Genomic DNA, 14,384 nt, shown 5'->3' with positions numbered 1-14,384 from the left:
ATTATGCCGGTACTGTATCGCTGGTTGCGCTAAACGGGTAGCACCAGTACCATCACTCTTTGTGGTACCACTGGTACCGCCGCGCGTGCGCCCTCGGTCAACCAGCCTGGCCCGCCTCAGGAGGCGGGGGCGGGAGCGGCCGGGGCGGGAGCGGCCGGGGCGGGGGCGGTGTCAGAGTGGGGAGCGGTGTGGGCGCCGGCGGCGTCAGCGGGGGCGGGAGTGGAGGGTGCCGCCGCGGCGTCCGCGGCGGAGGGGATTTTGTAGACCCAGTAGCCGCCCTGCTGGTAGATGAGTTGCAGGACGGTCAGGTCCAGCGGCATGGAGTTGGTGAAGGGCAGCATCTGCGCCAGGAGGCTGTGGCTGCTTTTTTCGTCGCGCAGGAAGTAGCCGCGCACCATGCTGTCGGAGAGGGATTGCAGGGTGTAGGTGGCGAAGTTGTTTTCCTGCATCCATTTCTTGAGGTAGCCGATCATGCCGTGCATGTTGCCTTCCATGGGGAAGTGCTTGTAGGTGATGTCGAATTGCTCGGGGCGCATCAGTCCCAGTTTATAGAGGTCGGTGACGTGGATGACGATGTAGGCTTCCGAGGGGGCCTGGTCCGGGGTCTTGCCCGCGCTGTCCTGCAGGCCGGCCAGTTGGCGCAGGAGGGCGGCGCCCTTGACGGGCTCGGCGATGAGGGCGTCGACGAAGTGCTGGAAGTTACGCTGTTCGTCAGCCGAGGCCGGGGCGCCCCAGAATTGGTCTTCGTAGTGACGGACGGCGTCGCTGTAGGCCTGCCAGGGCAAGGGGAGGATGAGGGGTTCGCCCAGGTGCCGGGTAAACAGGGTGTCGCGCCCGGCCAGCAGTTTGATCTGGCGCGAGGTGTCCCACCACGCCAGGATGCGCGCGTCCTTGGCCGCATACTTGTCGATGGCGGCAGCCAGCGCGGTCAGTTCATTGAGTTTGCTGTCGAGGGAGATGAGCAGTTCGCTGCTGCGGTTCTCCCAGCTGATGAGGATGGGCGGGGTCGCACCGCGCCGGGCGGTGGTGGCCAGGGCGATGGGATCGTTCACGCCGTCGGCGTGGATTTCATATTGGGCGACGGTGAGGTCCGGCCAGGCATCGAGGCCCAGCGGGCCAAATTGGGTGCTAGCTCCTTCCTTGACCAGGGTGTAGCGGTAGGGTGCGGGCGCCGGGTTGAACCAGAGCCAGGCAAACCAGATGAGTAAAAGTAAACCTCCCGTCACCAGGAGGATGCCCAGTGACGGGAGGAGTTTAGTTCCCAGCCCTCCCCGTGCTGCGGGGGAGGGGGTTGTGGCGGAGGAGGCGGTCAATGCCCGCTTTTCTCGCGCCGGCGCCAGCCAGCCAGCGCGAGGGTGCCGGCCAGCAGCATGCCGCCGCCCAGACCGCCCAGCGAGAGCTTGTCGTCCTTGCTGTCAAGATCCAGCAGGCTGGTGCGTTTCGATTCCATTTTGGCTACCCGTGCCTGCAGTGCCGCCATTTCGCGTATCTTGGTGTTTTCGTCCATGATTTCGACGTAGGCGCGGTTCATCGGTCCCCAGCCTTCGGTGTAGGTCCAGCCGCCCGGGTTGACGTGGGCCAGGCCGACGTGCAGTTTGGGCAGGTCGTTTTCTCCCATTTCCAGCGCTTTCAGTTCGATCGCCGCGGGGTTGTTGTCCTTGGACCAGTAGAGCTGGGTGAAGCCGGCGAACATTTCCTTATCCGGTGCCATCGGCGCCGGACGGTTGGTCTTCTGCCCGGTGAGCAGGCCATCCTTGTAGAGTTGCTCGGCGACGTTGTGCGCTTCCTTGAATTTGGCCAGGCCGTGCAGGGTGCCTTTGTCCATGAATTCCAGGTAGGAGCGGGCAAAACGCTCGGAGTGGCAGGAGGTGCAGGTCTTGACCCAGGAGTCCAGGCGCGCTTCCGACCATTCGCTGTTGATGTTCTCGGCGATGCCAGGTACGGCAGGGTAGTTGGCCCAGCGTATCTTGCGGGTGACGTTGTGGCTGTATTTGCCTTCATATTCGAAGTGGCAGCCCGCGCAGGTCGGGGCGGTCTGGCCGCCCTTGGAGTAGGCGTCCTTGAGTGAGACTTCCCAGTTCCATTTGTCGCCCATCATGGTGACGATCTTGCCGTGCTTACTCATGGAGTAAGCTTCCCAGTTGTTGTGGTCAACCCCGCTGTGGCAGGTGGCGCACGCTTCGGGCTTGCGCGATTCGGCCGCGGAGAATTCGTGACGGGTGTGGCAGGAGTCGCATTTGTTCTGGTTGGTGTGGCACATGCTGCAGCCTTCAGCGATCTCGCGCTGCGGCATGGCGGCAAATACCGCAACTTCTACGTTGGCTTTCCAGTCCAGCGCGTGCGAGGGCCGTCCCGACGGCCATTGCTTGTTCGGCCAGATCATGGTGTCGCGCTCGGATTCGCGTTCGGCAAATTCCTGCAGGTGGCAGGTGCCGCAGACGTCAGCCGTGGGCATGCGCAGCTCAGTCATGTGGTCGGCTTTTTTCTTGGTGTTGATGTCGACGTGACAGTCAATACAGCCCACTTCCTTCAGCTTCTCGGTCGCGCCCAGCCGTCCCATGGAGCGCAGGTTCTTCTCCACGTCTTCCAGCTTGGCTTTCTTGTAGTAGATCGGGCTGTCCGGCTTGAGGTTGCGCACTTTGTCCAGGTTGGCATGCGTGCTCTTCTTCCACGCATTCACCCACACCGGCGATTCGTCCGTGTGACACTTGACGCATTCCTGGCGCTCCGCCACTTCCTTCATCGAGGTCGGTGGCTTGTAGAATGAGGCCGGGTCCATGTACATGCTGTACGGTACCGGTTCCCAGTACTGCGCCAACGTCCCACGTCCCGCCCCTTGTGCCGGGTCCTTGTAGCGCTTGGTCACCGCTTCATGCAGTTCCTTGGGCGTGGCCGTTTGTTCCAGGTTCAGCGCTTTGTACATCTCCTTCGGGACGCTGGGAAAGTTCGCCCATGAAGACGCCGCCAGCAGCGCCCCGCATGTCAGCGTTATGAGCCTCAGCCCAAGCTTGACAACCATCTCTCTTCTCCTTTTTTCCGTGGTCCATAAAGCACCGCAAGTTTGGCTGCGGCAATGTAATGCACGGGATATCCCCATGATCTTCTCTGTTCTGTCCCCGCCTGGGACAAAGACATCTATTTTTTATATTAAAACAATTTTATTGTGCCCGTACTTTAGCTCTGGTTTGTGTAAACAGGTAGCACCAGTACTACGACTCTTTCTGGTACCACGATCATCGCTTCAATTACCCCATACAATCAACCACCGGAAATGAAAACGCAGAAACCCTTTTCTCGTTATCACTTAAAATAGTTTTATGCGTACTCGAATGCTTCATCAGGTTTTCAGGTTCTCATCTACTTCATCACTAGCCAGAATACCAGGCTAGCCAGCACGCCGATCAGCACGATACAGAGAGTAAGCAGAATCTTTATCCGGACTCGAAATACTTCGATGGCTTCGACAACAAGCGCGTTTTGTTCGGCAAGCGACTTGATTAATTCAGTAGACGATTTTTGTTCATCGCTCAATTCAACGAGCCTTGCCTCTAACAGACGGACTCGTTTATTCAGGTTGGCAAGACTGCTGCCGGCCGTTGCAGCTGAAGACTCTGTTGAGGATTCCGCGAAGGTGGTTGCGTCAGCCTTTGTCGCCGAAAAGAGGCGTTTTGCCGCTTTGACGATATGCGGTGCCGACTCCAGCACATCCGCCCATGGAATAATCTTTAGCGCCGTCATCCAGATTGCCATGTATTAAGCCTCCACTCTCAAGCACATCCGATAAAAACCAGCTACGCATAAGACTTACATCCTGGCCAATACCGCTGCTACAGTGTCACCCATCGCGGCAGGAGTCGGGCAAATAGTGATGCCCAGTTCCTTCAATACGGCTACTTTCTCCGCGGCGCTTTCTCCGGCCGACGAAATGATCGCGCCGGCATGCCCCATGCGACGGCCTTCTGGGGCGGTTAAACCTGCAATGTAGGCAATTAACGGCTTGCCCATATTTTCCTTAGCGAAAATACCGGCCTCAACCTCTTGCGGTCCGCCAATTTCACCGATCATGATTACTACTTTGGTTTCAGCATCCTCTTCAAATTTTTCAAGAATATCACGATGTGAGCTACCAATAATTGGATCGCCGCCAATACCCACCGACGTCGATATGCCGATTCCCAGTATTTTCATCTGATCAGCCGCTTCATAGCCCAGTGTGCCGGAACGGCCGACAATGCCAACATTCCCCTGAATATAGATATGCCCAGGCATGATTCCCAGCATCGCGCGTCCCGGACTAATTGTTCCGGCACAGTTCGGACCTGTCAGAACCATTCTTTCCTGGACAGGAAAACGACGCAAGAAGTTCTTGACGGTCATCATATCCTGAGTGGGAATACCATCGGTAATCGCCACACAGTATTTAATGCCAGCGTCAGCAGCTTCCATAATTGAATCCGCCGCGAATGCCGGCGGAACAAACACGATGCTGGCTTCGGCCCCAACCTGTTGTACAGCCTCTTTCACCGTATTAAATACAGGCAGATCGAGGTGCCGCTGACCACCCTTGCCCGGGGTAACTCCCCCCACGACATTAGACCCATAACGAATCATATCCCGCGCGTGGAAGGTACCGATTTTACCGGTGAAACCTTGAACGATGATACGTGTACTTTCATTAACCAGGATTGCCATCTATTTTCCTTTACTCTCTTCCGCAACGACTTCATTGCGAGCCCGGACGACTTTATCAGCCGCTTCCGCCAGTGTGCCTGCCGTAATGATGGGCAAGCCGCTCTCAGCAATAATCCGCTGGCCCTCTTCAACATTTGTGCCTGATAACCGCACAACCAGCGGGACGCTCATATCGATATTCCTGACCGCATGCACGACCCCTTCGGCGATCCAGTCACAACGATTAATTCCGGCAAATATATTGACCAGCATTGCCTTGACACCTTTGTCAGCCAGTACCAGACGAAATGCTTTTTCCGTACGCTCCGCGGACGCACCACCGCCAACATCAAGGAAGTTCGCGGGTTCACCCCCGGCAAGCTTGATCATATCCATGGTGGCCATGGCCAGACCCGCGCCGTTAATCATGCAGCCGATATCCCCATCCAGACCCACATAGCTAAGGCCATGGTCCGCAGCCGCCACCTCTCGGGAATCTCCCTGGGTTTTATCCCGCAACTCGGCAATCTCATGACGGCGAAACAGAGCGTTGTCATCAAAACTCATCTTGGCATCCAGTATGATTAATTCGCCGCTACCGGTGATAACCAACGGATTGATTTCCAGCATACTTGCATCAAGGTCGCGCAACGCACGATAGCAGCCTCTTATAGTTCTGACGGCATGAATGAGTTGCGTAGCCTCCAGCCCCAATGAGAATGCCATTTCGCGCGCCTGAAAGTCCTGGAGACCGACAGCAGGTTCAATGTAAATTTTTTTGACTGCTCCGGGATTTGTTTCAGCTAATTCCTCAATTTCCATTCCGCCTTGGGCGGAACCAACCATGACGATGCGTTCCGAGCTTCGGTCAATCAAAAAACAGAGATACAGTTCTTTAGCGATATCCGTTCCCGCTTCGATATACACTCTTGAACAAATCTTGCCCGCAGGCCCGGTTTGATGGGTAATCAAATTTTTTCCCAACAGCTCTTCCGCAGCCTCTTCAACTTCATCATGCGTGCTGCAGATCTTGATGCCGCCCGCTTTACCACGCGCTCCGGAATGAATCTGCGCCTTTACCACCCAGACATTTCCCTCGATCTCTCTGGCACGCTGGACACTTTCTTCGGGACTATAAGCTAAACCACCTTCTGCGATCTTAACGCCATATTTTGCCAAAATCTCTTTCGCCTGATACTCGTGAATGTCCACTACATCACCTTAACTGTTTAAGAAAAAAATAATTCTAATTCACTTGAATCTTAATCGGACCCATAAACAAATCAGCCCGTTACCGCGGAAACGAGTGACAAACCGGAAATAACCGACGCTGCGTCCGGGATTATGCGTATTTCCATCGTGAGTAACACTCCTTCGCCATGCGCGGCAATGCATCACTCATCCGCGCCGGTAGAAGCCACCACCGAAGGAAAGGGCCGCGACAGACGGGTGGTTCCGGGGGTCGCTAAAATATCATTATCAGGTTTTTGCAGCGATTGCTTCTGCCATTTTAACGACGTTGTTGGCCATTCTTGCCGAGGCAGCATCAATCAATCGACCATCCAGCGCAGCCGCTCCCTTGCCTTGAGCCGCCGCTTCCGCTAACGCGGCCAGAATACGGTGCGCTTTCTCAATTTCCCCGGCAGGCGGTGTGAATACATCATTTGCGAGCACAATTTGTGACGGATGGATAGCCCATTTGCCTTCACAACCCAACGCAGCGGCTCTTTTAGCCGCCAGTTTATAACCATCGGGATCCTTAATATCGCCAAAGGGGCCGTCTATAGGACGCAGGCCATAGGCACGGCAGGCAACTGTCATACGACTGATGGCGGCATGCCATTGATCGCCTGGATAATCCGGATTGAGTCCGCCAATATTCGTCGTTCTGGCACGATTACTGGCAGCGTAGTCGGCCACACCGAAATGCAGCGCTTCGAGACGGCCCGATACGCCATTACGGGCAATATCCTCTACATTAGCCATGCCCAAGGCAGTTTCAATCAGCGCTTCAGTACCAATTCTATTCTTTAGCCCCTGTTGCATTTCCAGCTGATTCAGCATGGCCTCCACCATATAGACATCAGCATAAACCCCTACTTTTGGAATCAAAATGGTATCAATTCTGTGGCCCGCTTGTTCGACCAGATCAACTACGTCGCGAACCATAAATTGCGTATCCAGACCATTTATACGCACTGAGATTGTTACGCCATGACCTTTCCAATCAAGATCATTGAGCGCTTCGATTACATTTTTACGTGCTTTTATTTTGTCATCGGGAGCGACCGCATCTTCAAGATCAAGAAAAATGAAATCCACGCCGCTTTTCATCGCTTTCTCAAACATACCCGGGTTCGATCCCGGAACAGCCAACTCGCAGCGCTGCACACGTAGGACAGAAGCTTCATATAATGTGTGACTCATTTTCTCCTTCCTGATTTAGGCAATTTAATTGACAAGGTCCGAATTTTTATTTTCCCCGGATGAATCAAGAAAAATAACACCCGGCATTTATTAAATAACCCGCCATTCTACTTTTGAAGACAGCAATGTCAATTTTTTACGTTTATCGAGAAAACTGATGTCCTATCGGACTTAAAGAAAATCGGTCGCAAAACTTTCGATTCTCCAAGTCCAACAGGAGTTAACATTTTCGTCCTAACGCTCTGAATCGACTTTCAAGATTATTATTTTTCAACCGGGTAACGTGCTTTGAGTGTACTTCCAATCCCTATCGATGCGATTAAGTGCTTGATTCGTCCAGCCCGCGTCTCTGAATACTTAAACTCAAATTATCCATGAAATCTTTTGAAAATCTACTCGAGTTGCCACACAAGACAGTACCGAGAAAGTGTAAAGGCTATCAAGCAATTCATGGAGATAGAGCAGAGAGATCAAGCCTCGAGACGATAGCTGACAGTTTAAGCGCAACCAGTTTTTTCGATTGTTGTCTGATAAACGTTGAGGAAAAATAATGACGTTTATAATTGAGAAAGATCCGGGATTGATTCCACAAATCCACTCAGAAATATTGGATCCCCGTGTGAGTAGAATGAATTATCGTAAAAATAGTGAATTATTTTATAGCCACCTGGCAGTTACGTCGCTCCTTGATCCCGATGGTAAGGCATTTTATTTTCTGGGGGTACAATACGATGTAACACAGCGTATTCATGACAAGAAAAAGATTAAGCGATTGACTGATCGTCCTGAATCCTTGAGGAAATAATCTCCAAAACCAACATGCATATTCCTCGCAGGCTGTCTGAAACGAAGCCAAGGAGTCATAGAATGTCACACAAGTCATCTAATGAACGCTTCAAAAAGGCCATTGACGCATCCCTCCGGCCGGTATTAGTGGGTGGTCTGAAAGGGATCGAGAAGGAAAGCCTGCGCATCACCCGCGCCGGATCCCTCTCGCAGCTGCCTCATCCGCGTCAGCTCGGGGCTGCATTGATGCATCCGCATATCACCACGGATTATTCCGAGGCGCTATTGGAATTGATCACGCCGGCATTAGCGGATACAGGCCAGATGCTGGGGTTTCTGACGGATTTGCATCAATACGTCTGCGCGCACATCGGTGATGAATTGTTGCTGGCAGCCAGCATGCCGATCGGCGATTTGCGGGACCCGGTCATTCCCATTGCCGAGTATGGTACCTCCAATGTGGGGAGGATGAAGCATATCTACCGGCGGGGGTTGAGCTACCGCTACGGCCGTTGCATGCAGGTCATCGCCGGTATCCATTTCAACTATTCGCTGCCCGAGCCATTCTGGCCGCAATATCAGCATTTCATGAAGCATTCCGGCGATCTGCAATCGTTCACGACGCAGGCGTATATGGGAATGATCAGGAACTTGCAGCGTTATGGCTGGCTGATCCTGTATTTGTTCGGTTCGTCCCCGGCGGTCGGCAAGAGCTTCATCGATAGCCGTCAGTCTGCGCATGCCCGCACTTTGGAGAAGTTCGATGAGACTTCTTATTACAAGCCTTACGCGACTTCTTTGAGGATGAGCGAGATCGGCTATTTGAATCCGGTTCAATCGATGTTTCATATTTCCTTTAACAGTATGGAGGAGTACATCCGTGACTTGCGCCGGGCGACTACGATCCCTTATCTCGGCTACGAGCGGATCGGGGCAAAGGTGGGCGGCCAGTACCGGCAGTTGAATACCCATTTCCTGCAAATCGAGAACGAGTATTACACTTCGGTGCGGCCGAAGCAGCCGACGCGACCCAATGAGCGGCCGCTGCAGGCGCTGGGAAGCCGGGGGATTCAGTATATTGAGATACGCGCGGTGGATGTCGATCTGTTTGAGCCTGCGGGTATTTCGATCGAGACCATGCGCTTTCTCGAGGCATTGAGTCTTTTCTGTTTATTCCAGTCCAATGCGGGGCATGACTTGAGGCAGCATGAGGAGATTAGCGGGAATGCGTTGGCGGTGGCCAACCGGGGCAGGGATCCGGAGCTGAAGCTGTTGGACCATGGGCGGGAGATTCCGCTGCGGCAATGGGCGCTGAGGCTGTGCGGGCAAATGCAGGAGATCTGTGAGATCCTGGATTATGGCGATCGCGATAAACCCTACACCCAGGCGTTGAGCAAACAGGTCGAAGTGATCCATCACCCCGAGTTGACCGCTTCGGCCAGGATGCTGTCGGCCATGCGGACGCAAAAGATGTCGATTACCGAGCTGGTGTTGCAGAAATCCCATGAATACACCCGCGACTTCAGGCAGTGTACATTGGATGCTTCGGTGAAGAGGCGCTTTGATCTCGAGGTCGAAACATCGCTGGCGCAGCAGCAACAGCTGGATGCCACGCATGAGATTCCTTTCGATCACTACCTGAGCAACTATTTCCAGGATGCCGCCGCCAGCAGCATGCTTTCGCAGAATCTACCTCAAAATATACCGGACGGTTTTCTCAAAACCCGGAATTAGCGGTTACCTTTACGATCGATTTCTTAATCTATCGTGTGATTAGGGAACAGGTATTGCAGCCAGTGGCTGTTTCCGGAAGGTATTGCGAAGGTTACCGGCTATGAAATTCCACACCTGCGCCAGATTCTTTACCCGCTTAATCAAGGGCGGCAACGGAATGGATTCGCAATCGAGACGATCAAGGCCCATGATTGATTATTCTATTAATAATCCATGACTTGCGCTCTCCTGTGGACAGGAGCAAAACTAAGGTGGCTGTCGTCTCTGATACCTTGATACGGCACGATTGTGATCCGCCAGATTATTGGAAAAATGCGATTCCCCATTCCCTTTTGCGACAAAGTAAAGGGCATTGGTTTTAGCGGGATTCAACGCTGCCTGAATCGAGGCCAGTCCCGGCATGGCAATGGGGGTGGGTGGCAAGCCACCGCGCGTGTACGTATTGTATTCCTGATCGGTCAGAAGATCTTTCTTACGCAGGTTGCCGTCAAATTTTTTTCCCAGACCATAAATAACAGTTGGATCAGTTTGCAGCAACATGCCTAATCGCAACCGGTTGATAAATACCCCTGCCACCATGGTGCGATCGCTCTCCCTACCGGTTTCTTTTTCAACAATTGATGCCAGGATCAATGCCTGATAAGGATCTGTCAGGGGCAGATCCGCGGCGCGTTCGGCCCATGCCGTATTGAGATGGTTCTGCATTGCGTGGTAAGCACGCCTCAATATGGTGATGTCGCTGCTGCCCCGCGCAAAAAAATAGGTATCGGGAAAAAACAATCCTTCCGCTGGCGTTTCGCCCGCGCCGATTAACCGCAGGATTTCCTTGTCAGCAAGATGAGTGGTGTCGTGCCGGATGGCTGGATGCGCGTCCAGGATTTGTCTAAGCTGTGAAAAAGTCCAGCCTTCTATAAATCTGATCTCACTCTGATTGATGTCGCCTTTGGTGATACGTTCCAGTAATTGCAGTGGGGAAGTGCTTGCCGCAATTTCATAATCTCCGGCCTTGAGTGAAGATGCAAGTCCCATCACCCGCGACAACAGGACAAAAGACCAGACATCGTGCAAAACGCCCGCATCGACTAATTGCTTCGCAACGCTTCTCAAGCTGCTACCGGGTTCGATGGAGAACTCGTAGGGAACAACGGGAAGCTGAACGGGTTTGTTGATCTGATAGGCAAACCATCCAGCAAACAGGATTGCACTGGCCAGCACAAGGAAAATGATGCGTTTTAGCGTCCGCATGCGCTACAACGATAAGTCAAATCTTACGGAAGATCAGCGTACCGTTTGTGCCACCAAAGCCAAATGAATTTGACATCGCCACATCAATCTTCATTTCTCGCGCGGTATTGGGAACGTAATCCAGATCGCATACCGGATCCTGGTCGAAAATATTGATGGTGGGAGGAGAAATCTGATGATGCACCGCCAAGGCAGAGAATATGGCCTCAACCCCGCCCGCCGCACCCAACAAGTGTCCAGTCATGGATTTTGTGGAATTAACCACAAGTTTCTTCGCATGCTCGCCAAAGCAGCGCTTCACCGCAATGGTTTCCGCAATGTCACCCAGCGGAGTGGAAGTGCCATGCGCATTAATGTAATCCACTCCGGCGGCTTCTATCCCTGCATTTCTGAGTGCACTGGTCATGCAACGCGCAGCGCCCTCGCCATCTTCAGAGGGAGCAGTCATGTGGTAGGCATCAGCACTCATGCCGAAGCCGGCCAGTTCAGCATAAATCTTCGCTCCCCGGCGCTTGGCATGTTCCATTTCTTCCAGCACCAGAACCCCCGCCCCCTCACCCAGCACAAAACCATCCCGGTCTTTATCCCACGGCCGGCTAGCGGTAACGGGATCGTCGTTGCGAGTCGACAGGGCCCGCGCCGAAGCAAATCCGCCAATGGCGAGCGGTGTTACGCAGGACTCCGCACCACCCGCGACCATTACATCCACATCACCGTATTCGATCAGACGTGCCGAGTCGCCAATGCAATGAGTCGCAGTGGTACAGGCGGTGACAATCGCAAGATTCGGCCCTTTGAATCCGAACATGATGGACAGGTTACCGGCGATCATATTGATGATGGTACTGGGAATGAAGAAGGGCGAGATCTTGCGCGGACCACCCACGTGATAAGTGTCGTGGGTATTCTCTATCATCGATAAGCCTCCGATTCCGGAGCCGATATTAACGCCGATACGCTCGGCATCTAGGTTCGTACCGGCTATCTCCCCGAGACCCGCGTCCTTGACCGCCTGGATTGCCGCAGCCATGCCATAGTGGATAAAAATATCCATCCGGCGCGCATCTTTAACAGAAAGATAATTTGTGACATCGAAATCCTTGACCTCACCGGCAATCTGGGACGCAAATGCGGAAGCATCGAAACGGGTAATGCGGGTAACACCCGATTTTCCCGCGACAACATTGGTCCATGCATCCGGAACGGTGTTTCCGATAGGCGAAATAATACCCAGACCAGTGATAACTACCCTACGTTTGGACAAAGTGACTCCGAGTCGGGGTGTGCTTAAAGCAGGAATTAGTTGGAGTGAGAATTGATATAATCAATGGCCTGCTGAACGGTATTTATTTTCTCTGCCTGCTCATCGGGAATTTCGCACTTGAATTCTTCTTCCAACGCCATGACCAGCTCCACGGTATCAAGCGAGTCGGCGCCCAGATCATCCACAAAGGATGATTCGTTTTTGACATCCGCCTCATTCACTCCCAGTTGCTCGGCCACGATCTTTTTTATACGCTGCTCTACATTTTCCATCTAGATTCCTCTTCTCCGGTAAGAAAAACGTCGTCATTCTAGCAAGTTTTCGGTATTAATAAAATCAGAACACCATCAACCATAAAATGAGCAGCCAGGATGCATCCTGATAGCGTGCACCATTCTGCATTAATTTAAAGTACTGCCATTAATCCATATACATTCCACCATTTACATGAAGCGTCGCACCGGTAATGTATCCCGCGTCCGGTGAAGCGATAAATGCAACTGCTGAAGCGATTTCTTTGGGCTGTGCCAATCTGCCCAGCGGTACGTGCTGGATCAGGTCTTGGTGCTGTTTGCCGGTAAGTGCGCGTGTCATGTCGGTCTCCACGAAACCTGGCGCGATGCAATTGACGGTAATGTTGCGGCTGCCCACTTCACGCGCCAGGGATTTGCTGAAACCAAATATCCCGGCTTTGGCTGCAGCATAATTCGCCTGTCCCATATTGCCGGTAGCTCCCACTACCGACGAAATGTTGATGATGCGTCCGTACCTTGCTTTCATCATGGCTCGCAACACTGCGCGGCTCAAACGAAAAACTGATTTAAGATCAGTTTCCATGATTTCATCCCACTCTTCGTCTTTCATCCGGACGAGTAAATTATCCCGGGTAATACCGGCGTTATTCACCAGTATTGCGATATCACCAAATTCCTGACGTACCGTATTAAGAACGTTTTCAATCTGGACCGCATTATTTACGTTCAGCATCACGCCGCTACCTTTGATGCCCTCCTCTTTCAGGTAATGGCTGATGATCCGGGCGCCATCTTCGGTGGTGGCGGTACCAATCGTAGTGGCACCTTGCCTGCCGAGTTCAAGCGCAATCGCCTGTCCGATACCCCGGCTGGCGCCGGTTACGAACGCTATTTGATTTTGCAGCATCATTCTCCAGTATGTTCAATACGAATCACTCTGCGCGACAAACGCCCAGCTTCTTCATCCTACATTAATACAGCCGCAGCATGCTGAAGTGCCACGCCATCCGTCAGTGCAAAACTCTGCACATTTCCATCTATACGCTTGTTAAGTCCCGACAACACTTTACCTGGGCCGCATTCCATCACATGAAGAACACCCGCTGCGGCAAAGGAGCGAATAGTTTCTGTCCATCGCACTGGTTCGCATAATTGCCGCACCAGAATTTTCTTTATTTCAGCGGGCTCATCGTGCTGTTGCACATCCGCATTGTGCAATACCGGGATTTTTGGCTGCATGAGCGTCACCAGCTCCAACTTTTGTTGCATTTTCTCGGCTGCTTCACTCATCAAAGAGCAATGTGAGGGCACACTCACTGGCAACATCAATGTTCGTTTTGCTCCATTCGACGCCGCCAGTTCCATGCCGCGCATCACCGCATTTCTATGTCCCGCGATTACGATCTGGCCAGGCGAATTAAAGTTTGCCGGCTCCAGCAATTCCCCATCAGAAGCACTGGTAACTTGCTTGCACACCGTGCGCACCAGCTCATCCTCAAGCCCCAGGATCGCAGCCATACCCCCCACACCTTCCGGGACAGCCTGCTGCATCACCTCTGCCCGAAAACGCACCAGTAACAGTGCATCGGCAAAAGCCAATGCTCCCGAGGCTACCAGTGCGGTATATTCTCCCAGGCTATGCCCCGCCACAAAAAACGGCTTCGCATCTCCCAGGCTTTCCCAAGCACGATATACCGCAACACCCGCCATTAACATCAGCGGTTGGGTGTTAACTGTTAGATTGAGCTTATCAACCGGGCCATTTTCGGCCATCGTCCAGAAATCCTGCCCGAGAATATCGGATGCTTCGGCAAAGGTCTTGCGCACGATGGGAAAATCGGCATATCCATTCATCATTCCCACTGATTGAGAGCCTTGGCCAGGAAACACGCATGCAAATCTTACGGGGACTCCCATTGACGTTCCCTCGTTAATAGAACAGATAAAAAAATTGATAATCCACTAACTACAGGCCGAAAATAAATAAGTGATGAATATTCAAT

General features: G+C 52.9%; 13 protein-coding genes. 2 read left to right on the top strand and 11 right to left on the bottom strand.

Annotated features, from left to right (window positions below; translation table 11 throughout):
- Positions 1-116: 116 nt before the first annotated feature.
- The 6 genes from haoB to BLR00_RS06765 form a co-directional block, all read right to left on the bottom strand.
- Positions 117-1,313, bottom strand: a complete 1,197-nt coding sequence (gene haoB, locus BLR00_RS06790) for a hydroxylamine oxidation protein HaoB (RefSeq protein ID WP_074630779.1) — start codon at positions 1,311-1,313, stop codon at positions 117-119.
- Positions 1,310-3,019, bottom strand: a complete 1,710-nt coding sequence (locus BLR00_RS06785; RefSeq protein ID WP_074630778.1) for a multiheme c-type cytochrome — start codon at positions 3,017-3,019, stop codon at positions 1,310-1,312. The genes haoB and BLR00_RS06785 overlap by 4 nt, the downstream gene beginning before the upstream one ends.
- Before the next feature lie 338 nt (positions 3,020-3,357).
- Positions 3,358-3,750: a hypothetical protein gene (locus BLR00_RS06780; protein WP_074631680.1), complete on the bottom strand. Its 393-nt coding sequence runs from the start codon at positions 3,748-3,750 to the stop codon at positions 3,358-3,360.
- Between the two features lie 54 nt (positions 3,751-3,804).
- On the bottom strand, positions 3,805-4,692 hold the full coding sequence (sucD, locus tag BLR00_RS06775) for a succinate--CoA ligase subunit alpha (protein ID WP_074631679.1): 888 nt from the start codon (positions 4,690-4,692) through the stop codon (positions 3,805-3,807).
- The gene (locus BLR00_RS06770; protein ID WP_074631678.1) at positions 4,693-5,883 is read right to left on the bottom strand and encodes a malate--CoA ligase subunit beta; all 1,191 of its coding nucleotides are present in this window, start codon (positions 5,881-5,883) and stop codon (positions 4,693-4,695) included. It lies immediately after the preceding gene.
- A 267-nt stretch (positions 5,884-6,150) separates the two neighbouring features.
- Positions 6,151-7,098: an HpcH/HpaI aldolase/citrate lyase family protein gene (locus BLR00_RS06765; RefSeq protein ID WP_074631677.1), complete on the bottom strand. Its 948-nt coding sequence runs from the start codon at positions 7,096-7,098 to the stop codon at positions 6,151-6,153.
- Between the two features lie 550 nt (positions 7,099-7,648).
- Here BLR00_RS06765 and BLR00_RS06760 point away from each other — a divergent pair.
- A complete protein-coding gene (locus BLR00_RS06760) occupies positions 7,649-7,903 on the top strand; it encodes a hypothetical protein (RefSeq protein WP_074631676.1) in 255 nt (84 codons plus the stop codon).
- Positions 7,904-7,965: 62 nt separating this feature from the next.
- Positions 7,966-9,618: a glutamate--cysteine ligase gene (gene gshA, locus BLR00_RS06755; RefSeq protein WP_074631675.1), complete on the top strand. Its 1,653-nt coding sequence runs from the start codon at positions 7,966-7,968 to the stop codon at positions 9,616-9,618.
- A gap of 246 nt (positions 9,619-9,864) precedes the next feature.
- Here the strand turns inward: gshA and mltG are convergent, their stop codons facing one another.
- The 5 genes from mltG to fabD form a co-directional block, all read right to left on the bottom strand.
- On the bottom strand, positions 9,865-10,863 hold the full coding sequence (mltG, locus tag BLR00_RS06750) for an endolytic transglycosylase MltG (RefSeq protein ID WP_074631674.1): 999 nt from the start codon (positions 10,861-10,863) through the stop codon (positions 9,865-9,867).
- A gap of 16 nt (positions 10,864-10,879) precedes the next feature.
- Positions 10,880-12,127, bottom strand: a complete 1,248-nt coding sequence (fabF, locus tag BLR00_RS06745; protein WP_074631673.1) for a beta-ketoacyl-ACP synthase II — start codon at positions 12,125-12,127, stop codon at positions 10,880-10,882.
- A gap of 35 nt (positions 12,128-12,162) precedes the next feature.
- On the bottom strand, positions 12,163-12,399 hold the full coding sequence (acpP, locus tag BLR00_RS06740; RefSeq protein WP_004177211.1) for an acyl carrier protein: 237 nt from the start codon (positions 12,397-12,399) through the stop codon (positions 12,163-12,165).
- A gap of 148 nt (positions 12,400-12,547) precedes the next feature.
- Positions 12,548-13,291 carry a 3-oxoacyl-ACP reductase FabG gene (gene fabG / locus BLR00_RS06735; protein ID WP_074631672.1) on the bottom strand — a complete coding sequence of 248 codons (744 nt, stop codon included), beginning with the start codon at positions 13,289-13,291 and terminating at the stop codon, positions 12,548-12,550.
- Positions 13,292-13,347: 56 nt separating this feature from the next.
- Entirely contained in the window at positions 13,348-14,298 is a 951-nt protein-coding gene (gene fabD, locus BLR00_RS06730; RefSeq protein WP_074631671.1) for an ACP S-malonyltransferase, read from the bottom strand.
- Positions 14,299-14,384: the final 86 nt, after the last annotated feature.

Source organism: Nitrosospira multiformis, assembly GCF_900103165.1.
Classification (GTDB): Bacteria; Pseudomonadota; Gammaproteobacteria; order Burkholderiales; family Nitrosomonadaceae; genus Nitrosospira; species Nitrosospira multiformis_D.
Note: the sequence above shows the minus strand (reverse complement) of the source record. Positions and strands in the feature narration are given on the sequence as shown.